The sequence below is a fragment of the Pseudaminobacter salicylatoxidans genome, assembly GCF_003148475.1.
Taxonomy (GTDB): domain Bacteria; phylum Pseudomonadota; class Alphaproteobacteria; order Rhizobiales; family Rhizobiaceae; genus Pseudaminobacter; species Pseudaminobacter salicylatoxidans.
This window is the reverse complement of sequence record NZ_QGGG01000004.1, coordinates 24,543-50,605: the sequence shown is the minus strand read 5'-3', so window position 1 is coordinate 50,605 and position 26,063 is coordinate 24,543. Positions and strand designations below refer to the sequence as shown.

The following is a 26,063-nucleotide window of genomic DNA, read 5'->3' as shown; positions in this document are numbered from 1 at the left end:
GGGTATATGGTGCCCCTTGCCGGACTCGAACCAGCACTCCTTTCGGAAACGCATTTTGAGTGCGCCGCGTCTACCAATTCCGCCAAAGGGGCATTCGGGATTCGCCCGTAGCATATCGGCTTCGGCGAAGGAAGTGGTCAAAGCAGATGAAATTTCATCCGGCCCCGCTGGCTCGTCCTTCCCTCATTGACGACGGCGCACGGGCGGCCGCGTGTGCGCACATTGGTTGACGGGGTCGTAGAGCTGCGCGACGGTAAATGAACTGCGTGGCCTCACGCCAACCGCCTGGGCGGTTTCGTGAGGATGGCGGGCTGTCCGGCTTGCCGGTGTCGTGTGCCATTTCTTTTTCTTGTTGCAAACGAATTGCAATTGCAATGTTGTGATGGCCCGTATACACATGCAGATGAGATTTAGTTGCAAGAAGGATGAGGGAATGCTGGATAAGCTCAGGCGCGCGGTTCTCGCCGGTATGATCGGGGGCGCTGTCGCGGCCATGTCGGTGGCCGCGCTTGCTTTTGCGCAGGAGAAGTTCAAGGCGGTGACGACCTTCACGGTCATCGCCGACATGGCACGGAACGTGGCCGGCGATGCCGCGACCGTGGAATCGATCACCAAGCCGGGCGCCGAAATCCACAATTACCAGCCCACGCCGGGCGACATTCGCAAGGCGCAGGGCGGGCAGCTTATCCTGTGGAACGGGCTCGGTCTGGAACTGTGGTTCGAGAAATTCTTCCACAACCTGAAGGACGTGCCGGGCGTGGTCGTTTCGGAGGGCGTCGAGCCGATGGGCATTGCCGAGGGGCCTTATACCGGCAAGCCCAATCCTCATGCCTGGATGTCGCCATCGGCCGCGCTCACCTATGTCGACAATATCCGCGATGCCTTCGTGACGCACGATCCGGCCAACGCCGAGGCCTACAAGGCGAATGCCGAAGCCTACAAGGCCAAGATCAATGCCGCCATCGATCCTATCCGGGCGGAATTGTCCGCCATTCCGGAGGACAAAAGGTGGCTCGTTTCGAGCGAGGGGGCATTCAGCTATCTGGCGCGCGATTTCGGCCTGAAGGAACTCTATCTGTGGCCGATCAACGCCGATCAGCAGGGAACGCCGCAGCAGGTGCGCAAGGTGATCGACGCGGTCCGGCAAAACGGCATCGCCGTGGTGTTCTCCGAAAGCACGATCTCCGACAAGCCGGCCAGGCAGGTGGCGCGCGAGACCGGCGCGACCTATGGCGGCGTGCTCTATGTCGATTCGCTCACCGAGGCCGACGGGCCGGTGCCGACCTATATCGACCTGCTCAGCGTGACCTCCGACACCATCGCCAAGGGGCTGGCGCAATGAATGAGCGCGCGCCCTCCCGTGGCCCCGTATCTTCCGATGCGGGGCAGGGACTTGCGGTCAGCAATGCGACCGTCACCTACCGCAATGGCCACACCGCCCTGCGTGATGCCAGCTTTGCGATCCCGACCGGTACGATCACGGCACTGGTCGGCGTCAACGGTTCCGGCAAGTCCACGCTGTTCAAGGCCATCATGGGCTTTGTGCGGCTGGCGCAAGGCGAAATCTCCATTCTTGGCCAGCCGGTGGAGCGGGCCTTGAAGCAGAACCTCGTGGCCTATGTGCCGCAGAGCGAGGATGTCGACTGGAACTTCCCCGTTCTGGTCGAGGACGTGGTGATGATGGGGCGCTACGGCCATATGGGCATGATGCGCATTCCCCGTCACGCCGATCGTGAGGCGGTGGCGGCGGCGCTCGCCCGTGTCGGCATGAGCGATTTCCGCAAGCGCCAGATCGGCGAATTGTCGGGCGGGCAGAAGAAGCGCGTCTTCCTGGCCCGCGCACTGGCGCAGGACGGGCGCGTCATCCTGCTCGACGAGCCTTTTACCGGCGTCGACGTCAAGACCGAGGACGCAATCATCAAGCTGTTGCGCGCGTTGCGGGCAGAGGGCCGGGTGATGCTCGTTTCCACGCACAATCTGGGCTCCGTTCCGGAATTCTGCGACCGCACCGTGCTTTTGAACCGCACCGTGCTTGCCCATGGCCGCACCGAGGAGGTGTTCACCCAGGCCAATCTGGAAAAGACCTTCGGCGGCGTGCTGCGCCATTTCGTGCTCGGTGGCGCCGGCCTGCACGAAGACGACGACAGGCGCCGGCTTGCCGTCATCACCGATGACGAGCGCCCGGTGGTCTTTTACGGCGAAAACGGCCACATGAAGCAGAAGCGGAGCGGAGAGCGCGAATGAGTTCCCTGCTGCTCGAACCGTTCTCCTACAGCTACATGGTCAACGCCATGTGGGTTTCGGCCCTCGTCGGCGGCGTCTGCGCCTTTCTGTCGGCCTATCTGATGCTCAAGGGCTGGTCGCTGATCGGCGATGCGCTTTCGCACTCCATCGTGCCGGGGGTGGCCGGCGCCTATATGCTGGGCCTGCCATTCTCCATCGGCGCCTTCTTTTCGGGCGGCCTCGCGGCGGCGGCGATGCTTTTCCTCAATCAGCGCACCAGGCTCAAGGAAGATGCCATTATCGGCCTGATCTTCTCTTCCTTCTTCGGGCTCGGCCTTTTCATGGTTTCGCTGTCGCCCACCTCGGTGGACATCCAGACCATCGTGCTGGGCAACATCCTTGCCATCACGCCGGAGGACACGCTGCAACTGGCCATCATCGGCTTCGTGTCGCTGGCGATCCTGCTGGTGAAGTGGAAGGACCTGATGGTCGTTTTCTTCGACGAGAGCCATGCGCGCTCGATCGGTCTCAACCCGTCGCTGCTCAAGATCATGTTCTTCACGCTGCTGTCGGCCTCCACCGTGGCGGCGCTGCAGACGGTCGGGGCCTTTCTGGTCATCTGCATGGTCGTGACGCCGGGTGCCACCGCCTATCTGCTGAGCGACCGCTTCCCGCGGCTGCTGGTGATTGCGGTGGTCATCGGCGCGGCCACCAGCTTCGTCGGCGCTTATGTCAGCTATTTCCTCAACGGCGCGACAGGCGGCATCATCGTGGTGTTGCAGACGGCGATCTTCCTCGTCGCCTTTTTCCTCGCGCCCAAGCATGGCATGCTGGCGGCGCGCCGGCGTGCGGCGCAGGCGCTGGAGGCGGACCGATGAGCTTCCTCGAAACGCTTCTCATGCCCTTCCAGTTCGATTTCATGGTCAATGCGCTGATCATCTCGGTGCTGGTGGCGGTGCCGGCGGCGCTGCTTTCCTGCTTCCTGGTGCTCAAGGGCTGGTCGCTGATGGGCGACGCGATCAGCCATGCCATCCTGCCGGGGGTGGTGCTGGCCTATATACTCAACCTGCCGCTGGCGCTCGGCGCTTTCGCAGCCGGCATGGCCTGTGCGCTCGCCACCGGCTATCTGAAGGAAAACAGCCGCATCAAGCAGGACACCGTCATGGGCGTGGTGTTTTCGGGAATGTTCGGGCTGGGCCTGGTGCTGTACGTCAAGATCGAGACCGATGTGCATCTCGACCACATATTGTTCGGCGACATGCTGGGCGTGAACTGGGGCGACATCCTGCAAACCGGCATCATCGCCGTGGCGGTGGCCGGGGTAATCGCGGTCAAGTGGCGCGATCTGCTGCTGCACGCTTTCGACCCGGCGCAGGCGCGGGCGGTTGGCCTGCCGGTGCGCCTTCTGCATTACGGCCTGCTGGCGATCCTGTCGCTGACCATCGTTGCCGCGCTCAAGGCCGTCGGCATCATCCTTGCCATCGCCATGCTGATCGCGCCGGGAGCCATCGCCTTCCTGCTGGCCAGGACCCTTGGCGGGATGCTGGTCGTGGCGGTCGTCGTCGCGGTGCTGGCCTCGTTCTTCGGGGTCTATCTGGCGTTTTTCATAGACAGCGCGCCGGCGCCCACCATCGTGCTGCTGCTGACCGCCGTGTTCATCGCCGCCTTCGTGCGCACGACGCGCAAGGCAAGCCGCGCCGGCATGGCCAATTGATGCCTGTCTTATGCAGACGCCCTCGCATGTCTAAACATGCGAGGGCGTTACGGCTCAGCCGTGGTGATGGTGATGATGGCGGGGCGGTCGGTACTCGGAACCGCCGGCGGGTGCATGCTGCCAGGCCCCACGGGTTTTCAGGTACCGATGCAGGGCCAGCATCAATGCGGTTTCCTCGGTCACGCCTTCCTGGAACTTGCGCGTAAGATAGTTGGCGGCGCCGAGGCGCTCAAATTGGCCATAATAATTGCCAGCTTCGGCCAAAACCCGTTCGATCTTGGTCATGTCGTCTGGCGACAGATAGTATTGATAAGCATTGGAAGACACATTTCCCTCCCTTGGGTGGTTAGGATTCCGTGGTCCCCCTGGACAGTTCATCATGCTCTACCGGTGATACAGAGTCCACCTGCAAGGCTTGCTGACACCTGTGATTGATGAGCCGTGATGATGGCGATTGCGGGGCAAAAGCCGACCATCGGGTCTCTCTCAGAGAAAACGCCGCACGATCGGCCACAGGACAAGCGCCAGGCTTGCCGCAAAGACGAGGTTTCCGATCACGGTGCCGACCTTCTCGGGCACGCCGTCGGGCGGTTCGGGCGTTTGCGTGCGTTGAGCAAGCGGTGCGGCCATGACATCCTCCCTCGATGAAGCCTGCGCCAATCTAGAAGCTCTGCCGCCGGAGGGAAAGCGCCTGCCGTTGCCGACCTGCCACCACGCAGAGTTGATCGGCAGGCTGGCAAAGATCATCCGCTTCAGCGCATTATCCTCAACGAGGACCGTGACGGCAAAAGGATTGCGCCCATGGCCGAAGCCAAGTCGGATGCCCTGCCACCGGAAGGCCATGAGGAGCGGCTGGGATTTCAGCTTGCCATGATGTGGCGCGCTTTCCTTTCCTCGCCCACGCGCAACATGCTTTTGCTGCTGTCGTCGGGAATGATGCTGGTGGTGGTGGCAACCGCTGTCGGGCAGGTGCTGCTCAACCGCTGGAACCGCCCGTTCTACGACGCCATCGAGCGGCGCGACCTGCCCGAATTCTTCCATCAGCTCGTCGTCTTTGCCGAGATCGCGGTTTTTCTGCTGTTGCTCAACGTCGCCCAGACATGGCTCAACCAGATGATCCGGCTGAAGCTGCGCGAGGGTCTGACGCGCGATCTCATCGGGGTGTGGATGGAGCCGCGGCGTGCCTTCCGGCTCGCCAATGCGGGTGCGATCGGCGTCAATCCCGACCAGCGGCTGCACGAGGATTCACGCCATCTCAGCGATCTCTGCACGGATCTCGGGGTAGGGTTGCTGCAGGCGATGGTGCTGCTCATCAGCTTCGTCAGCGTGCTGTGGTCGCTGTCGGCGGGTTTCGTCTTCCATGTCGCCGGCTCGAGCTTCGCCATTCCGGGCTACATGGTGTGGGCCGCCATCCTCTATGCCGGAACGGCATCCTGGCTGAGCTGGCTGGTCGGCCGCCCGCTGATCAAGCTCAATGCCGACCGCTACGCGAAGGAAGCCGAACTGCGCTACTCGCTCATGCGCGTCAACGAGCATATCGACGCCATCGCGCTGGCCGGCGGCGAGGCGGACGAAAAGCGGCGGCTGGACTTCGATCTCAACGCGGTGCTCGCAGCGACGCGCCGCATCCTGTGGGCGCTGACGCGGCTGACATGGGTGACAGCCGGCTATGGCTGGGGCGCGGTCGTGGCGCCCATCGTTGTGGCCGCTCCGGTTTACTTCGCCGGTGACATCAGCTTCGGCGGCCTGATGATGGCCGTCGGCGCGTTCAACCAGGTCCAGGCATCGCTGCGCTGGTTCGTGAACAATATCGACGGCATCACGGACTGGCGCGCCACGCTGCTGCGCGTCTCGGCCTTCCGCACCGCCGTGCTGCGCACCGACGTGCTGCACGAGGTGGAAAAGCGCATCGAGTTCTTCCCCTCCGACGACGGGAAGATGACCTTCGAACGGGTCGCCGTCGTGTCGCCCGGCGGCACCACCCGGCTGGTCGATGAACATGTGGAGATATTACCGGGCGAGCGCGTGCTGCTGACCGGCGTGCCGGGCACCGGAAAGACGCTGTTCTTCCGGGCCATCGCCGGTTTGTGGCCGTGGGGCAGCGGCCGCATCGGCCTGCCGGAAGGCGAAACGCCGGCTTTCGTGCCGCGCCGGCCCTACTTCCCTCCGGGCACCTTGCGCGATGTGCTGTGCTATCCGCGCGGCATCAAGGCCTTCGAACCAACCGATCTCGCCACGCGTCTCGAAGAGGTCGGCCTTTCCCGGCTGACCGGCTCGCTCGATCGCAGCGCGCGCTGGGAACGCGAGCTGAGCGAGGACGAGCAGCGTATGCTGGCCTTTGCCCGGCTTGCGCTGCACAAGCCGGGATGGATCGTCATCGACGAGGCGCTGGACATGGTGGACCCGGACACGCACCGGCGTATGCTGGCGATACTGGAGAAAGACCTCGCCCATGCGACGATCATCAATATCGGCCGCGGCGAGCGCAACGGCCATTTCTTCAAGCGCACATTGCGGCTCGCCAAAGACCCGGCCGGTCAGGCGCTGAAGCCGCTGCATGTCGCGACATCGGATGCGGTGGCGCCAACCGCGTGACGCTATCGGCTATTTGCCGATAGACCATGATGCCGAACCGAAGGACCGCGTCAGCGAAAAGCGTGAAGCGGTTTTCGGGCGACATCATGGTCTATCTGATTGATTTTTCCGGTTGTGTGCGACGCCATGCGATTCCACCTGGCTGCAACATGCTCCAGCGCGCGCCTCATGGTCGATCAGCCAGCGCTTGCGTTCGATGCCGCCGCCATAACCCGTCAGCGCACCGTTTGACCCGACGAGGCGATGACAGGGCACGATGATCGAGAACGGATTGGTGCCATTGGCATGCCCCACCGCGCGAGAGGTCTCCGGCCTGCCGATGCGGGCGGCGAGCGTGGCATAGGAAATGGGAGCGCCGGCTTCCACCGTGCGCAGGGCGGCCCAGACGGAATTCTGGAACGGCGTGCCGTCCAGCACCGTCTCGATGCTGTCTATGGCGCGGATGTCGCCGGCGAAATAGCTTTCGAGAGCCATGGATATGGTGTTCGTGCCGGCGCCCTGTTCGAGCCGGTGGCCTTCACGGCCGAATCGCAGCAGCAGCGAGCGTTCCAATCGCTCGGGCCGGTCTTCGAATTCCGCGGCCCGCAACCGGCCTTCCGTATCCACGACAGTCACGAAACCGCCAAGCGGCGTGGCCAGCGTGCAGGCAAACAGCCGGATCGGCTCGCGGGGTGCTCTGCGGGCGGGCTGTGATCCGCTCATATTCTTCCTATCTGGCATCGTGGAAGATGATGCCCAGCGTTTGCCGCCGACCGGAGCGCAGGCGACTCACCCCATGACGCAGATTGACCCTGTAGGCACCTTTGGTACCGTTCACCGGGCGGTTGTGCACGGCAAACACCACCGCATCGCCCTGGCGCAGCGGCACCACTTCCGCGCGGCTTTGCATGCGCGGGCGCTGCTCGGTCAGCACGAATTCGCCGCCGGTAAAATCCCGTCCGGGTTCGGAAAGCAGGATGGCCACCTGCAGCGGAAAGGCAAGCTCGCCATAAAGGTCCTGATGCAGACAGTTGAAATCGCCCGCAACATATTGCAGCAGCAGCGGTGTCGGCCGTGTCTGCCCGGATTCATGGCACAGCCGCAGAAAATCGGCGTGGCCGGCCGGATAGCGCATGGCGACGTTCAGGCGTTCGTTCCACGCATTGGCGATCGGTGCAAGGCGGGCATAGAGCGCAGTGCGCAGACCATCCAGCAATTCCGGCAGCGGATAGCGGAAATAGCGGTATTCCCCCTTGCCGAAACCATGCCGGGCCATCTCGATATGGCTGCGAAAGTGCTCCTCCCGCGCGTAGAGCGCCGCGAAATCCCGGCATTCCTGCGGGGTCAGCAGCTTTTCCAGTACCGCACAGCCGTAGTCGTCCAGTTCTGCGGTAGTCGCCGGCCAGTCGCGGGCCGCGACGCGTGCGTCGGCGGAAGGCGGCGGGGCTTCCTGTGACATGGCGGTGTTCGCTTGGGTATTCATTCTTTATTTCCTGCGGATTCGGCCTCAGGCGGGCGCGGCCGCCTGAGGCGACTATGGGAGCCACCCATTCTGGCATGCGGCCACCCGACCGCCACCCGATTCCTGCCAGGGGGTCCCGGCGCGCGGAATGCCGGCCACTGGAACCTTAAATTCGTGGTTCCGTTCCCTTTTCCAAGTCATGTCCATTGTCCGCTCGTCGGCATCACCCGGAAATATGCCCATGTCCTCGAACAGAATCTTCACCGACATCGCCAACAGGGTCGCGCATGCGGCGGGCCTGCCGCTGACCTTCATGATGTGCTGCGCCGCGATCGTCATCTGGGGCAGCACGGGGCCGCTTCTTCACTTCTCCGATACCTGGCAGCTTATCATCAACACCGGCACCACCATCATCACCTTCCTGATGGTGTTCCTGATCCAGAATACGCAGAATCGCGACGGCGCCGCCATTCAGGCAAAGCTGGACGAACTGATTCGCGTCAGCAAGGGCCGGAACCTGTTCATCGGCATCGAGCATCTGACGGAAGAGGAGGTGGAGGAATTCCGGCAGCGCTGCGAGCGGGCCGCAAGGAAGGCGGGACATTCCGTTGCCGGCAAGGCGATGCCGGATGCGGGTTAGAGCCTTTCCAGCAAAAGTGCGAATCGGCTTTGCGTCCGCAAATGCGTGGAAACAAATAGATGGGGCGGCCAGCCGCTCCGTAAAACCAGGAAACGCTCCAGCGGGCGTTATTCGACCATCCATCCTTCCAGGGTGGCGTAGCGCACGAGCGCGGCGCGGGTTCTCAGGCCGAGTTTTTCGGCAGCCCTTGCGCGATAGGTCTCGATCGTCTTGACGCTGAGGGAAAGCTGCGCCGAAACCTCCTTGTTGCTGTAGCCTTTGGCGACCAGCTTGATCACCGAGATTTCGCGCTCGCTCAGCGTCTCGGCGCTGGCGACCGGCACTTTCGGCGCGCTCAGTATCTTCGCCGCAATGGTGGGATCGATATAAATGCCTCCGGCCAGAACCGAGCGAATCGCATGGATAAGCTCCTCGGCGGCTGATCGCTTGAGGATGAAACCGCGTGCGCCCGCCTGTAGCAGCTGATGGACGTAGGCCGATTCCTCGTGAACGGTGAGGGCGAGCGCCGAAAGCTGCGGGAATTCCTGCCGTAACCTTTCCACCAGCGCGATGCCGTTGGTGCCAGGCAGCGAGACATCCATGACGACCACATGCGGGTCGGTCTCGCGAATGCCGTTTATCGCGCTTTCCGCGTCGCCGGCGACGCCCACGACCTTGAGGTCGCGTTGCGCCTCGACCATGGATTTTACCCCGGCCAGAACCACGGGATGATCATCAACCAGAAAAACGCGACGACAAGGGGGGACTTGCACCATGACAAAAACTCAAACGTGAATAGAAGGGGATGATGGAAGTGCTGCGTAAACCGTCGTGCCCTGGCCGGGGGCCGTTTCGACACTGAGATAGCCGCCGACGAGGGCCAGTCTCTCGCGCATGCCCGACAGGCCCAGGCAGTTCGTCTTTCTGCGCCTGTCCGGATTGGGATCGAAGCCGCGGCCGTCGTCCTCGATGGCGACACGCACGACGCCGTCGGCCCATTGCGCGGTGACGCTGACCGATTTGGCTCCCGAATGCTTGGCGACGTTGGTGAGCGCCTCCTGCACCACGCGATAGACGACCAGCTGGCCTTCGTCGCTCAATTGCCCGTCGAGCGCTTCGAGATGGGCGTCGGCGCAGATGTCGAGCCGCTCCGCCCATGAGGCGACAAGGCAATTCAGCGCCTCGCGCAAGCCAAGGTCGGTCAGCGATGTCGGTCGCAGCGAGGAGGCGGTGCCATGCACCTCGACGCTCATATGCTCGACGATGGCGCGCATCTCGGACAGTCGCGTCTGCAGTTTCTTCTCCTTGAGCGCCGGCTCGAGTTCCATGCTCTTGAGGCCCAGCGACAGCGCGGTGAGGTCCTGGCCGAGCTCGTCATGCAATTCGCGGGCGATGCGCAGGCGCTCCGCCTCCTGGGCTTTCAGCAGGCGCCTGGTCAGCCGGTCGCGCTCCGCGTCGGCGGACTTGCGATCGGTGATGTCGGTCAGGGTCACGACGGCCGCCGTCATGCGGCCATGATTGTCGCGGATCGGCACCGCGTTGGCCGAGATGCAGCCGCGCGTGCCGTCGCCGCGCTGATCCACATCTCCTCGTCCAGCACGATGTTGCCGTGCTCGAGCGCGCGCGCCAGCGGCCAGTCCTTGGCCTCGTAGCTGCGGCCGTCGGAATGGTAGCCGACATAGCGCTCGTCATCGGCAACGCTGCCGAGAGCCGCATCGGGGAAGCGCCACAGATGCTGGAAGCTCTGGTTGCTGAGCACGATCCGGCGGCCGGAGGCTTCCGCCACCGCAACGCCGACCGGCAGGTTCTCGACGATGGTTTCCAGGCGCGCGCGACTTTCCTGCAGGGCGCGCTGCACGTTCTGCCATTCGGCCTCGGCGGCGGCGACACGGCCGGCCGAACGCACCAGCGCATAGACCAGCATGATGATCAGGGAGAGTGCGAAGATCAGAATCCAGTCTTCCTGGTCGGGATGGCGATACACCGGCGACAGGAAGCCGATCGAGAAGATCTTCGTCACGAGGACGACGAAGCCGATGGTGAGCGTAAGGCTGGCGATCACTTTCTGGCGGGTGCCGAGGTTCCGCTCGGCCCCAACCCCATGAAGCTCGCCAATACGGAATGTCTCTGACATGAGTTACCTCTCCTGCGTCCCAGCCGCAGGCATTCACAGGTGCAGTGACCGTTAGAACCGAGGTAGATCGTGGTTAAATCGCGATCCCCGCCGACCGCTCTTTGCTCCTGGTGCCCGTCGCTTTTTCCGAAGCTTCCTCTCCAAAAAAGGCAAATTCTGGATCGCCTGAATTATCGTTCAGGAATTTCGGAATTGTATTCTCATCTACCCCGAATTCCTACGCCTAATTCCCCTATATTTCTTGTCAGGTTTAACCCGCATCGTTTGTGGGTAATTGCGGTGAGGTATTCCGACTTTTACCTCATGGATAACTGTATTTCTCCCGAATTGTTATTCAGTTGCATAGAAGCAAACATGGTGACGTTGCGGGCGAAGCTTTTTGTATGAAGCTTTGTTGAGCAATTTAACATTTGAGGTCCAGCAATAAAGCCTCGTCAACGAAGGGAAACTGTCATGAAAAAGCTCCTCCTCACGATGACCGCCCTGGTCGGCATGACCGCTCTTGCTATGGCCGGCAGCGGCAATGGCAACGGCAACGGCAACGGTAATGTCGGCAACGGCAACGGCAATGATAACGGCAACTACAATCACGGCGACGGCAACGGCAACCTGAACGGCAACGGCAATTTCGGTAACGGCAATGGTTCGGGCAACGGCAACGGCAACCATGGCGACCTGAATGGCAATGCCAACGGTAACGGCAACTGGGGTTCCGGCAACGGCACCGGCAACGGCAACGGCAATCACGGCTTCGCCAACGGCAACCTGAACGGTAACCTGAACAAGGGCTATGGCAACGGCAACGGCAACGGCAATGCCAACTGGGGTGGCTTCAACGGCAACGTGAACGGCAACAAGAACCACGGCTCGGGCAATGGCAACGCCAACGGCAACGCCAACGCCGGCTTCTTCAACGGCAACGTGAATGGCAACAGGAACCACGGCCATCTGAACGGCAACTACAACGGCAATGGCGGCTGGGGCAGCTTCAACGGTAACAATAACGGTAACCATAACTGATCCAGCCCGCGGATCGGGGTCGTCGCCATGGTTTTGCGTCGCGGCGACCTCGATCGCTTTTCAGTCAAACCATTTGTCGGCGCAGCGGCACGGCTGTCTGCGGGGAAGGGAATCGTATCATGTCTTATATCAAAGCATCATTTGCCGGCGTGGCGATCATCGCGTCCGTAGCGTTTGGCGCACCGGCATGGGCAGGTGACATTGCAGATGCAATGATGTCGGCGGCCGCCAAGGTCGGTGGCCCGCAGAACGGCCAGAACTGGGGCTTCGGCAATACCGGCTCTGGCAATATCGGCGCCTTCAATGGCGGTACCGGCAATGTCGGCGCCATGAACGGCAACGGCAACTCGTCGTCGAGCAGCGGCAACCACAATATCGGTTCCTACAACGGGAATCTCAACTCCGGGTCGCATGACGGCAATCGCAATATCGGTGCCTTCAACGGCAACCTCAACAGCGGCTCGCGCGACGGCAACGGCAATGTCGGCTTCGGCAACGGCAACCTCAACAGCGGCTCGCGCAACGGCAACGGTAACTGGGGCAACCTGAACGGCAATCTCAACAGTGGCCATCGCAACGGCAACGGCAACTGGGGCAACTTCAACGGCAACTTCAATGGTGGTTCCCGTAATGGCAACGGCAACATTGGGAACTACAATGGAAATAACAACGGAAATCACAACAGGTAAACGTAAGTTTCGCCAAAGCAAGTCAAAGGAGGCGAAAATGTACAAGATCCCGATTGCTATACAGCGCTTGCCGCTGGTTCTGGCGGCATCATTGCTCTTGTCCTCGCCACTTCCTTCCGCTGTTTATGCCGGAAACGGCAATGGCAACGGTAACGGGAATGGAAATGTCGGCAGCCACAACGGTAACGGCAACGGGAACGGCAACATCGGCTCCGGCAACGGCAATCTGAATGGGAACGGCAATATCGGTTCCTGGAACGGAAACGGTAACGGCAACGGCAATAAGGGTTCCGGTAACGGCAATCTGAATGGAAACGGCAATATCGGTTCCTGGAATGGAAACGGTAACGGCAACGCCAATAAGGGTTCCGGCAACGGCAACAGTAACGGAAACGGCAATATCGGTTTCGGTAACGGCAACGGTAACGGCAACGCCAATAAAGGTTCCGGCAACGGAAACAATAACGGCAACGGCAATATCGGCTCCGGTAACGGCAACCACAACGGGAATGGCAACCATCATCACCATCATCATCATCACCCCCACAATCCGGGCGGTGGCGGCAACAATGGCGGTGGCGGCAACAACGGCGGCGGCGGTAACAACGGCGGCGGCGGCAACAACGGTGGTGGCGGCACCAATGGCGGCGGCGGCAGTGCAGTCGTGCCGGAAGGCGCGCTCTTCCATGATCGCGGCGGTAACGGCGGCATCACGGCATGTGCCTCGACCGGAAACGATCTGTCCCCCGCTTTCGGCTGCAGCTTCAGAATAGAGTAGCAGTCTATCCCCATGGAACAGGGCTGGCCGCTAACGGCCCTGTTCCCGCCCGCGCCCGTCCCCCGCGCCGGCGCGAAGGCCTGGATGTCCAAGAAGACCTTCGTTCCGAAGGCACTTTGGCTCCGGGCCTTCTTTCGTGACTGAGCGCCGGAACTTCTCGTGCCCCCAGTGCGGCGGCGAGGTTGACGCTGTCCTTTCTGAATCGTTATCTGCGCATGTCGTTACCAGAGGCGGCGGCAAGCAAGGGCGCAGATATCTATGCTCGAAGAGCGCGACGACTATGCAAGCCTCTACGGCGATTTTCGCTGGCAGCTACCAAAGCGGTTCAACATAGGCGTTGCGGTGTCCGACCATTGGGCTGCGCGCGAGCCGGATCGTCCGGCGCTTTTCGACTATGGTCCGGACGGAAACGTGGAGCGACTGAGCTTTGGGGAGCTGTCGGCCCGTTCCAATGCATTCGCCAACGCGTTGCGCGGCCTGGGCGTGCGCCGGGGCGAGCGGATCGCGCTGCTTTTGCCGCAATGCTTCGAAACGGTGGTCGCGCATCTGGCCATCTACAAGCTCGGCGCCATCGCCGTGCCGCTTGCCCTGCTGTTTGGAACCGAGGCGCTCGAATACCGGTTGCAGACGGCGGGTGTGAAGCTGGTGGTGACCAGTTCGGCAGGCTGTGCGAAGCTCGCCCGGATCGCCGGGCGGTTGGCGGCGCTCGAAAGCATCGTCTCGATTGACGGCGAAGAGGGCGTGGCGCTGGATTTCCATCGGCTGCTTGCCGCGCACCCGACGCGCTTCCTCACCGAGGACACCACGCCCGACGACCCGGCCCTGATGATCTTCACCTCCGGCACGACCGGGCCGCCCAAGGGCGCGCTGCATGGCCATCGGGTTTTGCTTGGCCATTTGCCGGGTGTGCGCATGGCCTACGAATCCCTGCCGCAGCCGGGTGACCTGATGTGGACGCCCGCCGACTGGGCCTGGGCGGGCGGGCTGCTGAATGCCCTGCTGCCGTGTCTCTATTTCGGCGTTCCGGTGGTGGCGAGCCGTTTTGAGAAATTCGACGCCGAGGCGGCGCTTACATTGATGGAGCGGATGCGGGTGCGCAACGCCTTCATTCCGCCGACGGCGCTTCGGATGCTGAAAGGTGCACCCGGCATCATGCAGCGCTTTGACCTCGACCTGCGCTCTGTCGGCTCGGCCGGCGAGGCGCTCGGGCGTGAGACCTACGACTGGGCGCGGGCCGAACTCGGGCTCACCATCAATGAATTCTATGGCCAGACCGAGTGCAATTTCGTGCTGTCGTCCTGTGCCGCGCTCGGTGTCAGCAGGGGAGGGACCATAGGCAGGGCCGTTCCCGGCCATGCGGTCGCCATTATCGACAGTGCAGGCAGGCCCGTCGCCGCGGGCGAGGTGGGCCAGATCGCGATCCGACGCCCCGATCCGGTAATGTTCCTCGAATACTGGCAGAACCCGGAAGCGACCGCGAAAAAATTCATCGGCGACTGGATGATCACCGGCGACCAGGGCATCGAGGACGAAGACGGCTATGTGCAGTTCTTCGGGCGCGATGACGATGTCATAACCTCCGCTGGCTTCCGCATCGGTCCCGGCGAGATCGAGGACTGCCTGACCGGCCATCCGGCAGTGGCGCTGGCCGCAGCCGTGGGCAAGCCCGACGCCCTGCGCACCGAGATCGTGAAAGCCTATGTGGTGCTGAAGGAGGGCTTCGCCGGCAGCGCGGAACTGGCGGAGGAAATCCGGCTTTGGGTGCGCGAGCGGCTTTCGGCGCATGAATATCCGCGTGAGGTGGAATTCGTCGATTCCATGCCGCTGACCACCAGCGGCAAGGTGATCCGCCGCATTTTCAGGGATCGCGCCAGACGCGAGGCCGGGCTGTGAGTGGCGAAGCCGTCAGCAGCGCTTGAGAAGGTCGCGCACGCGGTTGCGCAGGAGCCGCGCCATGTTGCGGGTCTCGCGATAGAGGTGAAGCTGCGAGGCCGCCTGTCGCGTGGGCCGGTCGGCATCGGGCGTGAGGCCGATGAGGATCGTGCCGATGCGCCGCCGCTCCGTCCACATCCGGCTCACCATCGGATGGTCGGGCACGGCGCAGGAGTCGGTGAGCATGACGTTCGGGTCTTCCAGGTGCTGCTTCGTCACCTCGATCATCAGCAGCGTGCCGGGGGAATAGGCCGCGTAGCGTTCGTCGTAAGCGGTTTTCCAGGTGTAGGCCACGCCCGCCTCGATGAAGACGATGAGGCTTGCAATGGTTTCGCCACCGAGCGTCAGCGAATGGACGCGGCAGAGATCACGTTCGGCCAGGCGGTGCATGGCTTCGCGCGCGAAGGCGGCGCGGAAGCGATCGACGGCCATGGCGGTGCGGCGGTGTCCCTTCCAGCCGGAGGCCTCGAGGGTGAGGAAGATTTCGGTGGCCTGACGGATCTCGTCCGGGCCACGCGCGACGATATGCTCGACCGGCCCCTGTTCGGCCAGACGGCGTTTCAGGCGGCGGAACTCGCGATAGTGACGGTTGTGCAGCGAAGCCCTGAGATAGTCGTCTCCTTCCAGATCGCTTTGCAGAAAGGGCCGCTCAACGGTGTTGGTGACGGCGACCGGAAGACCGCGCGTTTCGGCCACCCGGTGCAGAATTGCCGCAGCCGTGCCGTCGAGCATCATGTCGGGCAGGACGAAGACCTTTGGCAGCTTCAGGTGCGGCCGGGCCAGAATGGCGAGGAAATCGTCGATTACGCCTTCGGGATCGTCGCGGTCGATCAGCGGTGTTCCGAGCGGCCCGAATGGATTTGCCCAGCCGCGCAAGATGGGCACGCCGAGTGGTATGTTGGGGCGCTCGACCGAATAGGGCAGCAGGAGGCGCAACCGGCTGCGATGCCCGTCGCCGTCGCGCATCACCGCCAGCCGTACCTCGCGATCCTCCAGCCGGGGCATCGCGGGAGCGAGGAAACGCGGGTTGAAGAATATATTGGGTTCCACCGCGCGGGTGCACAGATGGTCCAGTTCCTCGATCAGGTCGAACCCTGCGGAAGCCGAATAGATCGCCAGCCGCCGCGGCCTGCGTTCGCTGGCGATGAGCTCGACATGGGCGGGGTCGGTCGCGCCGTCGCGCATGTCGGCAAGGCCTGAAAGCAGGGTGCCTGCGGGACCGCCGCTCGTTTCTTCCAGAAGGGGCGTGGCCATCAGCCGGCCTCCTCCGCAGGCCTGCCGGGGATGAATATGGCCATGACGATGCCGAGCCGCCGCCAGACTGTGTAGGAGAGTGCGCTGGCCTCGAACATCATCGCCGCCGCCGTGGCGATGGCCGCGCCCCACAGGCCGAATTGCGGAATGAGCAGTATGTTCAGGCCGATATTGATCGCCAGGGTCAGCGCATAGACCAGCGCGCAGATATTCTGGTTGCCGCTCATGGTCAGCAGGCTTTCGCAGGGGCCGACCGCCGCCCGCGCGACGACGCCGAGGGTGAGCACGAAGAGCAGGGGATAGCCTTCAGGGAAGTCGGGACCGAACAGCATCAGCATCGGCTTGCCCAGCGCCAGCACGACCAGAGCCATCGCGACCGAGGGCCAGAATGTCCAGGAAACAGTTTCTCGGGCGAAAACCGCCAGCCGCTCGGGATCGCCGTGGGTGAATTGCGCGTAGCGCTGCGCGACGCCCGCCTTGACCGCGAAATAGACGAAATGCACCAGCGCCAGCGTCTTGACGGTCGCGAAATAGATGCCGACGTCGCGCGGGTCCATATAGGCGCCGATCATCAGCACATCGGCATTGGTGAGAATGAAGAAGAAGCTTTCGACCAGGAAGATCGGCGCCGAAACCGCAAACCAGTTCTTCAAGAGCATGCGGCGAGGTCCCGCCGGCAGCTTCGCGTCGACGCGGGCACTGACGCTGACCAGTTGCAGGACGGTGGTGACATAGGTTGCCGCTATCGCAGCCAGTATGGCGGTCACCGCGGTCGGCGGAAATCCTGCCAGCAGTGCGCCGGCCATGAACGCCAGGATCAGGACAGGCCGCGTGAGATAGGTCGGTGAAAGTGCCGAGATCGCCCAGGAATAGGCGCGCGACACGCCTTGCAACAGGTCGGACAGCGCAATCATGGGCATGCACAGGACGCCGAGCAGGAAGGGGATCACGTAGTAGTTCTCGATCCTGTCGGAAAACAGCCAGATGACGAGAGCCCCGAGGCCGGCCATCAGCGTTGCGGCCACCAGCGAGAACAGGCGCCCGGCAAACAGCACGCCGCGCAGTTCGGCAAGCATGTGCTTTTCGCGATATTCCTGGATGAAGCGGATGATGGAGGTGTGTGCGCCCAGACAGGCCAGGTTGCCCACGATGATCATCGTGACCCAGACCAAAACGAAGATGCCGTATTCGAAGCCGCCCATCCAGCGCGCCAGCAGGACCTGGCTGACGAAGGCGATGACCGCACTGACGATACGGATGGAAAAGGCAATGAGCGACATGCGCCCTGCCTCGCCCCGCTCGTCGGACGCAAACAGCGCGGCATCTATCCTGCCCAGCAATGGCCGCATCCGTAGCGCCAGCGGTGCAGGCAGGAAACGCTCGGCCGTCCTTGTCACGGAAAAGCGCACGTCTCACTCCGTCTTTTGTAACTTGTGAGCCATACCGCGCACTGTTTAAGAAACAGTTGGGAGCCTGACGCAAGGTGAGGCGCCATGAAGGGCTACGGCCTTTCGAATGAAATGCTGCCTTGACATTCGGCGTCTCACCGCCGACTTCCTTGCGACGAAGGAGACGAGCCATGCCCGAAGCCACACGATCGACGATCGACACCGCAGAGGTGGAACGCTTTTCGGCCCTCGCCGCCGAATGGTGGAACCCGAATGGAAAATTCCGCCCGCTGCACAAGTTCAATCCCGTGCGCCTCGCCTATGTGCGCGACCAGGTGGCAGCGCGTTTCGGCCGCGATGCGCATCAGGCCCGTCCTTTCGAGGGGCTGCGCATCCTCGACATCGGCTGCGGCGGCGGTCTGCTGTGCGAGCCGATGGCGCGGCTGGGCGCCGAGGTCGTCGGCGCGGACGCCTCCGAGACCAATATCGAGGTGGCGAAAATCCACGCCGCCGACAGCGCCGTGAGCATCGATTACCGCGCCACCACGGCAGAGGCGCTGGCAGATGCCGGCGAAAAGTTCGACGTCGTGCTCAATATGGAGGTGATCGAGCACGTTTCGGACCCGCAGCTCTATATTTCCAAGTGCAGCGACCTGGTGAAGCCGGACGGCATCATGTTCGTGGCCACGCTGAACCGCACGCTGAAGGCGCTTGGCCTGGCGATCGTCGGGGCGGAATATATTCTGGGCTGGCTGCCGCGCGGCACGCATCAATACAGCAAGTTCATTCGGCCCGACGAACTGGAACAGCTGCTCGCCAATGCGGATATGAGCATCATCGACCGCACCGGCGTGATCTACAATCCGCTTGCCGACCGCTGGCAGCGCTCCAGCGACATGGACGTGAACTACATGGTCATGGTGGAAAAGCGGCGCGCCTGAGGGCGTCAGGCGGCCTGGCGAAGCTGCGCCCTGGTCGTCATGACCAGACCGATGGAAATCAGGACCGCGCCGAGCCAGGTTTCGGGCCGGTAGCTTTCGCCCAGGAAGAACATGCCTGAAACCAGGCCGATTGCCGCCGCGACATAGCCGATCTGGCTGAGATAGACGGGGCCGCCCACCGCCTGCAGGCGGAAAAACACGGCAAACATCGCCGACGAGACGATGACCTGCGCCACCACCAGCCAGGGCACTTGCACAAGCGGCGCGAAGGGCGCGCCACCTGTACCGGCCATGGCCGCCACCAGCAGCATCACGGCAGCCGACAGGTGACTGCCTGCGGCAAGCTGAATCGGCCCACTGCCTTCCGGCCAGTCGAGCGTGCGATATACATTGCCGATGGCGAGGCTGACCGGGATGAGCAGGCCGGCCGCGACCCAGATGGGCTCTGCCGGCTGGCTTGCCTCGCCGCGGGTCAGCGCCACCAGAAGCGCGCCGAGGAAGCCGACCCCGATGCCGGCAGTGCCGAGCAGGTTCGGCCGCTGCAATCTGAGCATCAGCGAGAAGGCGAGCGTGAACAGCGGCGAGATGGTGAACATGATGCCGCTGAAACCAACGCCGAGATGCGGAATGGCCGCGAAAAGCAGCAGGTTTGGAATGGCGTAGGACACCGCCGCGACGATTGTGAAATAGCGCAGCCTGTGCTGGTTGAGGCGGAAGCCCCCGCCATGCATCAGCAACGCCGACAGAAGCACCGCGCCCGCGCCGCAGGAAATGACGAAGGCCCAGACCGCAGGCGGCACGCCGGCTGCCGCCGCCATCTTGCCGAAGGGCAGGGTCAGGCCCAGCAGCGTGCCGTTGACCAGCAACAGGCCGATGGCCGAATTCCACAATGCTTTCATCGCGCTTCCTTGCAGACTTCAGCGTGATCTGACCGCAAAAGCGGGACTGGCGAATGCGCCAGCAGGCGGAAATGGGAGGGGCAAGGAACCGGCCTGTCTGGAAAGGAGCCAGGCAGGCCGGAACGGAGACTCATGGATATGACCGGATTGCCGTCAGTTGCGGTCGTCCGGAAAGACCGGCAGCGGCATGAAGTCGACGCCGTCGTCGGCAAGGCCCTTTGCCTCCTCAAGCGTTGCCTCGCCGTAAATTCCGCGCGCCTCGGTCTCCCCGAAATGGATCTTGCGCGCTTCCTCGGCGAATTTGTCGCCGACATAATCGGAATTTTCGCGGACTTTTTCCGACAGCGCCTTGAGTTGCGCCAGTGCTTCGCGCTGCTGGGCGCTCACGGCCAGCGCGATCTTCTCCTGCCGGCGACCGGTGGAAACGGCCGGCGCCATCAGCGCCTTTTCGACCTTGTGCGAGCCGCAGACGGGGCAGTTGACCAGCTTGCGCTTCTTTTGCGTTTCGAAATCGTCATTGCTGCGGAACCAACCCTCGAATTCGTGGTCGTTCTCGCAGGAAAGCGAAAAACTGATCAAGATGCAGCTCCTCGCAGCGGCTCTCCCTCGCCAGCCGTCACCGAACCGACGGAGAATTCGCGTGCATTCTTCAGGTTGGGAATCTTGCCGCGCGCGGCGGCCGAAAGCGCGGTGTCGATCTCGGCAACGATGACGCCCGGTTCGTCATGGTCGGCTTCGGCGAGAACCTTGCCCCACGGATCGACGATGATCGAATGGCCAAAAGTTTCGCGGCCGTCCTCATGCCTGCCGCCCTGCGCGGCGGAGATCATGAAGGCCCCGTTCTCGATGGCGCGGGCGCGCTGCAGCACATGCCAGTGCGCCTCGCCGGTCTGGCGGGTGAAGGCGGCCGGGGCGGTGATCACATTGGCGCCGGCCAGCGCTTCGGCGCGGAAAAGCTGCGGGAAGCGCACGTCATAGCAGATGCCGAAGCCGAGCTTTGCGAAGGGCAGATCGGCCACCACCGCCTGCGTGCCAGGCTCATAGGCCGAGGATTCGCGCCAGCTCTCGCCATTGTCGAGATCGACGTCGAACATATGGATCTTGTCATAGGTGGCGACGATCCGGCCTTGCGGCGACAGCAGCAGGGCGCGATTGGCCAGCTTGCCGTCCTCGCGCACGATGGCGGTGGAGCCGACATGGATGAAGATGCCGAGTTCGCGCGCGAGCCGCGCCGCGGTCGCGGCCATCAGATCCTTGTCCTGCGTGGTGAAGGCGGCCTGCCGGGCCTCGGCATCGCGCACCATGGCGCCGGTCATCTCCGGCGACTGCACATAGGTCGCGCCCTTGCCGGCTGCCTCGCGCACCAGCGCCTCGAAGGTCTCGGCATTCTTTTTCGGATCGACGCCCGACCGCATCTGGATGGCGGCAGCCGTGAATTTGCTCATGATAATCTCCTCAGCCGAGTGTTCCCGTGGCAAGCAGCCCGTCGAGCCGCCCTTGCGCATCCAGGTCATGCAGGTCGTCGCAACCGCCCACATGGACGTTGCCGACGAAAATCTGCGGGAAGGTGAAGCGTCCCGAACGCCCGATCATCTCCTGACGAAGTTCCGGCGCGGAGGTCGCGTCGCGCTCGTCATAGGCGACGCCCTTCCCGTCGAGCAGACGCTTGGCGGCGCTGCAATAGCCGCACATGGCACGCGTGTAGATCGTTACATCGACCATCAAACAATGTTCCCGGCGCAGTTCCGCTCTGTTCGAGGTCATGTCCTCCAAAGACGCGAAAATGCGCAAACAAAATCAAGCTTCCGACTCCAGTGCCGCACCATCGATGCGGTCCCTGCGCCGGTTCACATACGCTTATATAGTCTCTGCCTCGCCGGGCCGGAAGTCCCCCGGCAGGACGCGCGCGAAGGTCAGCACGTCGACGGCGCCGGCCCCGCCCTTCTTCAGCGCCTTTGCCACGGCATTTGCAGTCGCGCCGGTGGTGTAGACATCGTCGATCACCAGCACCCGCCGCCCGCGCACCTCGATGTCGCGCTCGGGCTGTACGCGGAAGGCGGCGCGCACATTGTCCTCGCGCTCGGCGCGCTGGAGCCCGACCTGCTGGCGCGTGACCTTGACGCGGGCAAGCGCCAGCGGTGCGAAGGGCAGGCTCGCAAGCTCGGCCACCACCCGGCCAAGCTCCGCCGACTGATTGAAGCGCCGCTGAAGGAACCGCCGCCAGTGCAGCGGCACCGGCACCACGACATCGGCATCCGCGACAAGCTCGGCCCCGGCGCGCAGCATCCAGCGCGCCATCCACGGCGCCAGATGCGTGCGGTCGGAATATTTCAGCCCCTGCACCATCTGCATAGCCACGCCCGAATAGGAAACGGCCGCGCGTGCCCGCTCGAAGGGCGGTGGATTTGCAATGGCCTCGGCAGACAGGAAGCCAGCCCCCATATCATGGGTGAAAGGCGTGCCCATTACCTCGCACCAGGGTTTTTCCAGAAAGCGCAGTTGCGGCCAGCATTGCGCGCAGAGCGATCCGGGCTGCGAGACATGGCGACGGCAGCCGGCGCAGACCGGCGGAAACAGCACACGTGCCGGCCAATCCAGCGCGGCGAGGGCAAGGCTCTTGAATTGCGGCATAGGATCGGCCACGAGGTTCAGGCTGCTTGCCCGACCATAGGCCGGGTGCGGCCACAACATCAAGGATTTCGGCTTTTGCAACCGCTGTTCGACACCAGGCTCCTCATTGCGCGCAAGCGCCGGGCTCTCTCGCGCCCCGTCGCCGGCGCCGATTTCCTGCTTGCCCGCGCCGCCGAGGAACTGGCCGACCGGCTGGCCACCGTCGAGCGCCGCTTCGAAAATGCGGTGGCCGCGTTCTGCGTCACGCCGGCGGCGCGCGATGCCATGCTGGCCAGCGGGAAGGCCGCGAAGGTGCAGCGCATCGAGGCCGATGCCGCCTTTCTGGGGGAGGATGACGGGCAGGTGGCCGAACCGGAAATACTGCCGCTGGAGCCGGAGAGCGCCGATCTCATCGTCTCGCTGCTGGCGTTGCAGGAGGTGAACGATGTGCCCGGCATGCTCGTCCAGATCCGCCGGGCGCTGAAGCCGGACGGGCTGTTCCTGGCCGCGATGGCCGGGGCCGATACGTTGACGGAACTGCGCGAAAGCCTGCTTGCCGCCGAAACCGAACTGTCGGGCGGGGTCAGCCCGCGCGTCAGCCCCTTCACCGATGTGCGCGACGCCGGCGCGCTGCTGCAACGCGCAGGCTTCGCGTTGCCGGTGGCTGACATCGACACGGTGACGGTGCGCTACGATCATATGTTCGCGCTGATCCGGGATTTGCGGGCCATGGGCGCGACCAATGCGTTGACCGACCGCTCGCGGCGGCCGGCGAGCCGCGCCCTGTTTGCGCGGGCGGCGCAAATCTATGCCGAGCGCTTTTCCGATCCCGACGGACGGGTGCGCGCGACGTTCTCTTTCGTGTGGCTGTCGGGCTGGGCGCCGCACGCCTCGCAGCAAAAGCCGCTCAAGCCCGGTTCGGCGCAAGTGTCCTTGGCGAAGATACTGGATGAGGACAAGGGCAAGGGCTGACCCTGACCACCCGAACCGGGGAGTTCAGCCCTTGAAGGATTCGACCAGCTTGCTGTCGGTGTCGCTGAACAGGAACGTGATCCTGTCGCCGACGCTGCCGAGCGCGGTGACGATGCCAAGCATGATCAGGCCGACGATCAGTCCGTATTCGATGGCGGTGGAGCCGCGGTCGTCCTTCTGAAATCGGCGGGTCAGTGGTGTCATTTGTTCTCGCCTCTGGTCGCGAGAACCTTAGAACCGAGCCATTAAGGAAGGTTAGCGAAACACGCTTAACAAGCGATGAACCCGGAAGCGAAGGCCGCGTTCAGCAATCGCCGCGATGCGTCCCGTTTTCGAGAATGACGCAAATGGCGCTGGGCGAGGATTGCAGCACGCTGCGGCGAATGGTGTAGCTGCTGCTGCCGCGATCGATCGAGCCGGTGGTGGTCATGTCGATATTGGCGCGCGCGGTATTGAGCCGGACGCGTGAATCGAGCAGCGGCACCGCCAGCATGGCAAAGGCGATCACCACCGAACCGAACAGCAGGGCCACGCGCAGCGCGCCGCCACGAACCAGTTGCCACTGCCCGTCGGATTTCATCGGATCGTCCCTCGCGCCCACGGCCAGCCATCCGGTCGGCCCTTGAGTCAATTTTTCATGAAGGGTTAAAGAATTGCTTAACGATTTGGCACGGTCGCCGGCCGGGCTTCGGGGCGCGCCAGCCAGTTCGAGGCTGCTCCAGCCGCCATCAGCACGGCCGTGCCGAGAAACACCGCGCGCATGCCGATATGACCGCCCACGAAGCCGCCGGCGAGCGGACCTACCACCTGCCCGGCATATTGCGCCGAGGTGGAGATGCCGAGCACATTGCCGGCTATGCGGTCGGGCACGTTGTGACGGATGACGCTGGCGATGCAGGGCAGCAATCCGCCCAGCGCCAGGCCCATCAGGAAGCGCAGGGCAACCAGTTGCCAACCGGTGGTGACGAAAGCCTGCGGCACCAGCAGCAGCGCCGAAACCGCAAGACAGCCGATGATGACGCTCCAATGCCCGACACGGTCGGCAAGCTTGCCGAGCCGCGACGCCGACAGGATGGCGCCAAGTGCCGTCGCCGACATGACGAGGCCGGAAACCATCGTGACATGGGCGTTGTTCTCGACGAGCTGCGCCACATAGACGGTGATGATCGGCTCGATCGACATGTTGGCGACCATCAGCAGCATGCCGGTGGCCATCATGGCAAGCACCGGCCGCTTGTCGGGAATGGCGGCCCATCCGCCTTCTCCCTTCGCCGCCTTTTTGCGCTTGGGGCGCGCCTCCTCGCGAATGAAGAAGGTGGTCGCCAGGAAGGTGAAGAAGATCACGCCGCCGGCCAGCAGGAAGGTTTCGCGAATGCCGATCAGTTGCGGCAGCGCGCCGCCCACCAGCGGCCCCACCAGATTGCCGGCCATGACGCCGGAAGACAGCACGCCGAGCGCCCAGCCGGAACGCTGCCTGGGCGTCTGCGTGGCGACGAGGATGACGGAGCCGGAGGCATAGCCGCCGGCAATGCCGGCAAACAGGCGCAGGGCAACCAGTTGCCAGACATTCTGCGCCATGCCCATCAGCGACATGGAAACGGCCATGCCGAGGCTGGCGCGGATGAGCATGGATTTGCGGCCATAGCGGTCGCCCAGCCGCCCCCACAGCGGCGCGGTCAGCGCGGCCGAGAAGAAGGTCGCGCCATAAGCGATGCCCGACCATTGCACGATTGCCGCGTGATCGCTGACGCCAAGCTGCTCGACATAGAGCGGCAGGAAGGGCAGCAGCAGCGTCATGGCGATGATGGTGGTGAACGACCCCAGCAGGCAGACGACGAGATTGCGCCGCCAATGGATGGATTGACCGTCCTCGGCGGTGGGTTCTCCGGCTTTCGTCTTCTCCTGCGTCCCGCTGTCCATGTTCTGGCCTTTCTGTTGGCTGCGTGAATAGCAGCTGGCGATGCCGGTTCGGTATCCCCAATTCGGTCATCGACAGCTGAAATGAGCCCGGCGGACGTTCAGTTTCGCGTGAACGAGGGCCGCGCCATAAAAACAGCCCAATGCCCGAGACGATCAGGCTGTATCCTCGGGACCCACCTCATGCGCGCGCAGGCATCAGGCACCTATCCTCCGCTCAACCGGCTCAAGCCGGTCTGCCCGGACGTCTGGATCGTTGATGGCCCACTCATTCATTTCGGCCTTCCCTGGCCGAAAATGCCGTTTCCGACGCGCATGACGGTGATGCGCGTCGGCGAGGAGCTGTTCATCCATTCGCCGACGCCGCTGGTTTCGGAGCTTCGCGCGCAGATCGAGGCGATTGGCCGGCCACGGTGGATCATCGGCCCGAACCGGCTGCATTACTGGTGGATACCGGAATGGCGCGCGGCGTTTCCGCATGCCAGCGTCTATCTCGCCCCGCGCATCGAGGAACAGGCGCGAGGCCGCATCGACTTCGATCATTTCATTCTCGACCGCGATGGCGGCTACCCCTGGGACGCCGACATCGCCACGCTGCGGGTGACAGGCAGCTACATGACCGAGGTGGATTTCTTCCACCGGCCCAGCCGCACCTTGGTGCTCACCGACCTCATCGAGAATTTCGAGCCGGACAAGCTGCATTCATGGTTCATGCGGCTTTTGATCCGGCTTGGCGGGGTGCAGGACCCCGACGGCCAGATGCCCAGGGACATGCGCCGCACCTTCTCGGCGCGCCGGCCGCAACTGAAGGAGGCGGTGGAGACGATGCTGTCGTGGAATCCGGAACGGGTCATCCTCGCGCACGGCCGCTGGTATGAGCATGGAGGCGCCGCCGAATTGCGTCGCGCTTTCCGCTGGCTGCTGGATTGAGCGTCCC

At 63.4% G+C, this 26,063-nt stretch carries 30 protein-coding genes and 1 tRNA gene; 13 read left to right on the top strand and 18 right to left on the bottom strand.

Going from position 1 to position 26,063, the window contains the following annotated elements; genetic code table 11:
• Window positions 1-7: 7 nt before the first annotated feature.
• Window positions 8-92, bottom strand: a tRNA-Leu gene (locus C7441_RS06800).
• Between the two features lie 341 nt (window positions 93-433).
• Between C7441_RS06800 and C7441_RS06795 the strand changes: the two genes are divergently transcribed.
• The 4 genes from C7441_RS06795 to C7441_RS06780 are packed head-to-tail and all read left to right on the top strand — an operon-like array spanning window position 434 to window position 3,937.
• On the top strand, window positions 434-1,342 hold the full coding sequence (locus C7441_RS06795; protein ID WP_109612231.1) for a metal ABC transporter substrate-binding protein: 909 nt from the start codon (window positions 434-436) through the stop codon (window positions 1,340-1,342).
• A complete protein-coding gene (locus C7441_RS06790) occupies window positions 1,339-2,244 on the top strand; it encodes a manganese/iron ABC transporter ATP-binding protein (RefSeq protein WP_019173971.1) in 906 nt (301 codons plus the stop codon). The genes C7441_RS06795 and C7441_RS06790 overlap by 4 nt, the downstream gene beginning before the upstream one ends.
• Window positions 2,241-3,101 (top strand): metal ABC transporter permease, encoded by an 861-nt coding sequence (locus C7441_RS06785; RefSeq protein ID WP_109612230.1) that lies wholly within the window; start codon window positions 2,241-2,243, stop codon window positions 3,099-3,101. The genes C7441_RS06790 and C7441_RS06785 overlap by 4 nt, the downstream gene beginning before the upstream one ends.
• Entirely contained in the window at window positions 3,098-3,937 is an 840-nt protein-coding gene (locus C7441_RS06780) for a metal ABC transporter permease (protein ID WP_109612229.1), read from the top strand. The genes C7441_RS06785 and C7441_RS06780 overlap by 4 nt, the downstream gene beginning before the upstream one ends.
• A 54-nt stretch (window positions 3,938-3,991) precedes the next feature.
• On the opposite strand, the gene C7441_RS06775 is transcribed toward C7441_RS06780, so the two are convergent.
• Together C7441_RS06775 and C7441_RS23990 are read right to left on the bottom strand one after the other, a co-directional pair.
• The gene (locus tag C7441_RS06775) at window positions 3,992-4,264 is read right to left on the bottom strand and encodes a hypothetical protein (protein WP_109612228.1); all 273 of its coding nucleotides are present in this window, start codon (window positions 4,262-4,264) and stop codon (window positions 3,992-3,994) included.
• Window positions 4,265-4,423: 159 nt separating this feature from the next.
• A complete protein-coding gene (locus C7441_RS23990; RefSeq protein ID WP_157173767.1) occupies window positions 4,424-4,567 on the bottom strand; it encodes a hypothetical protein in 144 nt (47 codons plus the stop codon).
• 171 nt (window positions 4,568-4,738) lie between these two features.
• Between C7441_RS23990 and C7441_RS06770 the strand changes: the two genes are divergently transcribed.
• Window positions 4,739-6,532 carry an ABC transporter ATP-binding protein/permease gene (locus C7441_RS06770; protein WP_109612227.1) on the top strand — a complete coding sequence of 598 codons (1,794 nt, stop codon included), beginning with the start codon at window positions 4,739-4,741 and terminating at the stop codon, window positions 6,530-6,532.
• An 84-nt stretch (window positions 6,533-6,616) separates the two neighbouring features.
• Here C7441_RS06770 and C7441_RS06765 read toward each other — a convergent pair whose 3' ends face one another.
• Entirely contained in the window at window positions 6,617-7,234 is a 618-nt protein-coding gene (locus C7441_RS06765; RefSeq protein WP_109612226.1) for a methylated-DNA--[protein]-cysteine S-methyltransferase, read from the bottom strand.
• A gap of 7 nt (window positions 7,235-7,241) precedes the next feature.
• Window positions 7,242-7,994, bottom strand: coding sequence for a 2OG-Fe(II) oxygenase (locus tag C7441_RS06760; RefSeq protein WP_170125034.1), 753 nt, complete (start codon window positions 7,992-7,994; stop codon window positions 7,242-7,244).
• 220 nt (window positions 7,995-8,214) lie between these two features.
• Here C7441_RS06760 and C7441_RS06755 point away from each other — a divergent pair, with 220 nt between their 5' ends.
• A complete protein-coding gene (locus tag C7441_RS06755) occupies window positions 8,215-8,613 on the top strand; it encodes a low affinity iron permease family protein (protein ID WP_109612433.1) in 399 nt (132 codons plus the stop codon).
• A gap of 107 nt (window positions 8,614-8,720) precedes the next feature.
• Here the strand turns inward: C7441_RS06755 and C7441_RS06750 are convergent, their stop codons facing one another.
• Genes C7441_RS06750 through C7441_RS06740 form a run of 3 tightly spaced genes read right to left on the bottom strand, consistent with a single transcriptional unit; the run spans window position 8,721 to window position 10,726 of the window.
• Window positions 8,721-9,368, bottom strand: a complete 648-nt coding sequence (locus tag C7441_RS06750; protein ID WP_026060754.1) for a response regulator — start codon at window positions 9,366-9,368, stop codon at window positions 8,721-8,723.
• Window positions 9,369-9,377: 9 nt separating this feature from the next.
• A complete protein-coding gene (locus tag C7441_RS06745; protein WP_109612225.1) occupies window positions 9,378-10,175 on the bottom strand; it encodes a sensor histidine kinase in 798 nt (265 codons plus the stop codon).
• Window positions 10,097-10,726 (bottom strand): PAS domain-containing protein, encoded by a 630-nt coding sequence (locus C7441_RS06740; protein WP_109612224.1) that lies wholly within the window; start codon window positions 10,724-10,726, stop codon window positions 10,097-10,099. The genes C7441_RS06745 and C7441_RS06740 overlap by 79 nt, the downstream gene beginning before the upstream one ends.
• Window positions 10,727-11,179: 453 nt before the next feature.
• Between C7441_RS06740 and C7441_RS23985 the strand changes: the two genes are divergently transcribed.
• From C7441_RS23985 to C7441_RS06715, 4 genes are all read left to right on the top strand, one after another.
• Window positions 11,180-11,746, top strand: a complete 567-nt coding sequence (locus C7441_RS23985) for a hypothetical protein (protein ID WP_210205611.1) — start codon at window positions 11,180-11,182, stop codon at window positions 11,744-11,746.
• A gap of 119 nt (window positions 11,747-11,865) precedes the next feature.
• A complete protein-coding gene (locus C7441_RS24485; protein ID WP_019173914.1) occupies window positions 11,866-12,435 on the top strand; it encodes a hypothetical protein in 570 nt (189 codons plus the stop codon).
• On the top strand, window positions 12,404-13,213 hold the full coding sequence (locus C7441_RS24480; RefSeq protein WP_210205610.1) for a hypothetical protein: 810 nt from the start codon (window positions 12,404-12,406) through the stop codon (window positions 13,211-13,213). The genes C7441_RS24485 and C7441_RS24480 overlap by 32 nt, the downstream gene beginning before the upstream one ends.
• A gap of 258 nt (window positions 13,214-13,471) precedes the next feature.
• Complete coding sequence (locus C7441_RS06715; protein WP_109612221.1) at window positions 13,472-15,106, top strand: AMP-binding protein; 1,635 nt, start codon at window positions 13,472-13,474, stop codon at window positions 15,104-15,106.
• A gap of 12 nt (window positions 15,107-15,118) precedes the next feature.
• Here the strand turns inward: C7441_RS06715 and C7441_RS06710 are convergent, their stop codons facing one another.
• Together C7441_RS06710 and C7441_RS06705 are read right to left on the bottom strand one after the other, a co-directional pair.
• Window positions 15,119-16,402 (bottom strand): GNAT family N-acetyltransferase, encoded by a 1,284-nt coding sequence (locus C7441_RS06710; protein ID WP_109612432.1) that lies wholly within the window; start codon window positions 16,400-16,402, stop codon window positions 15,119-15,121.
• Entirely contained in the window at window positions 16,399-17,808 is a 1,410-nt protein-coding gene (locus C7441_RS06705) for a lipopolysaccharide biosynthesis protein (RefSeq protein ID WP_109612220.1), read from the bottom strand. The genes C7441_RS06710 and C7441_RS06705 overlap by 4 nt, the downstream gene beginning before the upstream one ends.
• A 170-nt stretch (window positions 17,809-17,978) precedes the next feature.
• Here C7441_RS06705 and ubiG point away from each other — a divergent pair, with 170 nt between their 5' ends.
• Window positions 17,979-18,728 (top strand): bifunctional 2-polyprenyl-6-hydroxyphenol methylase/3-demethylubiquinol 3-O-methyltransferase UbiG, encoded by a 750-nt coding sequence (ubiG, locus tag C7441_RS06700; RefSeq protein ID WP_109612219.1) that lies wholly within the window; start codon window positions 17,979-17,981, stop codon window positions 18,726-18,728.
• Between the two features lie 5 nt (window positions 18,729-18,733).
• Here ubiG and C7441_RS06695 read toward each other — a convergent pair whose 3' ends face one another.
• The 5 genes from C7441_RS06695 to C7441_RS06675 all read right to left on the bottom strand — a co-directional run bounded on the left by C7441_RS06695 (window position 18,734) and on the right by C7441_RS06675 (window position 22,270).
• Window positions 18,734-19,627 carry a DMT family transporter gene (locus C7441_RS06695; protein WP_109612218.1) on the bottom strand — a complete coding sequence of 298 codons (894 nt, stop codon included), beginning with the start codon at window positions 19,625-19,627 and terminating at the stop codon, window positions 18,734-18,736.
• Window positions 19,628-19,780: 153 nt separating this feature from the next.
• Window positions 19,781-20,206, bottom strand: a complete 426-nt coding sequence (locus C7441_RS06690) for a DUF1178 family protein (RefSeq protein WP_109612217.1) — start codon at window positions 20,204-20,206, stop codon at window positions 19,781-19,783.
• The gene (locus C7441_RS06685) at window positions 20,203-21,072 is read right to left on the bottom strand and encodes a carbon-nitrogen hydrolase family protein (RefSeq protein WP_109612216.1); all 870 of its coding nucleotides are present in this window, start codon (window positions 21,070-21,072) and stop codon (window positions 20,203-20,205) included. Before C7441_RS06685 ends, C7441_RS06690 begins: the two co-directional genes overlap by 4 nt.
• A 10-nt stretch (window positions 21,073-21,082) precedes the next feature.
• Entirely contained in the window at window positions 21,083-21,349 is a 267-nt protein-coding gene (grxC, locus tag C7441_RS06680; RefSeq protein ID WP_109612431.1) for a glutaredoxin 3, read from the bottom strand.
• A 135-nt stretch (window positions 21,350-21,484) separates the two neighbouring features.
• A complete protein-coding gene (locus C7441_RS06675) occupies window positions 21,485-22,270 on the bottom strand; it encodes a ComF family protein (RefSeq protein WP_109612430.1) in 786 nt (261 codons plus the stop codon).
• A gap of 63 nt (window positions 22,271-22,333) precedes the next feature.
• Here C7441_RS06675 and C7441_RS06670 point away from each other — a divergent pair, with 63 nt between their 5' ends.
• Window positions 22,334-23,209: a methyltransferase domain-containing protein gene (locus C7441_RS06670; protein WP_019173925.1), complete on the top strand. Its 876-nt coding sequence runs from the start codon at window positions 22,334-22,336 to the stop codon at window positions 23,207-23,209.
• Between the two features lie 24 nt (window positions 23,210-23,233).
• On the opposite strand, the gene C7441_RS06665 is transcribed toward C7441_RS06670, so the two are convergent.
• From C7441_RS06665 to C7441_RS06655, 3 genes are all read right to left on the bottom strand, one after another.
• Window positions 23,234-23,413, bottom strand: coding sequence for a Flp family type IVb pilin (locus C7441_RS06665; RefSeq protein ID WP_019173926.1), 180 nt, complete (start codon window positions 23,411-23,413; stop codon window positions 23,234-23,236).
• 100 nt (window positions 23,414-23,513) lie between these two features.
• Complete coding sequence (locus tag C7441_RS06660) at window positions 23,514-23,810, bottom strand: hypothetical protein (protein ID WP_244916078.1); 297 nt, start codon at window positions 23,808-23,810, stop codon at window positions 23,514-23,516.
• A gap of 56 nt (window positions 23,811-23,866) precedes the next feature.
• Window positions 23,867-25,129 carry a multidrug efflux MFS transporter gene (locus tag C7441_RS06655; protein ID WP_244916077.1) on the bottom strand — a complete coding sequence of 421 codons (1,263 nt, stop codon included), beginning with the start codon at window positions 25,127-25,129 and terminating at the stop codon, window positions 23,867-23,869.
• Between the two features lie 180 nt (window positions 25,130-25,309).
• Here C7441_RS06655 and C7441_RS06650 point away from each other — a divergent pair, with 180 nt between their 5' ends.
• Window positions 25,310-26,056 (top strand): DUF4336 domain-containing protein, encoded by a 747-nt coding sequence (locus C7441_RS06650; RefSeq protein ID WP_109612213.1) that lies wholly within the window; start codon window positions 25,310-25,312, stop codon window positions 26,054-26,056.
• Window positions 26,057-26,063 lie beyond the last annotated feature (7 nt).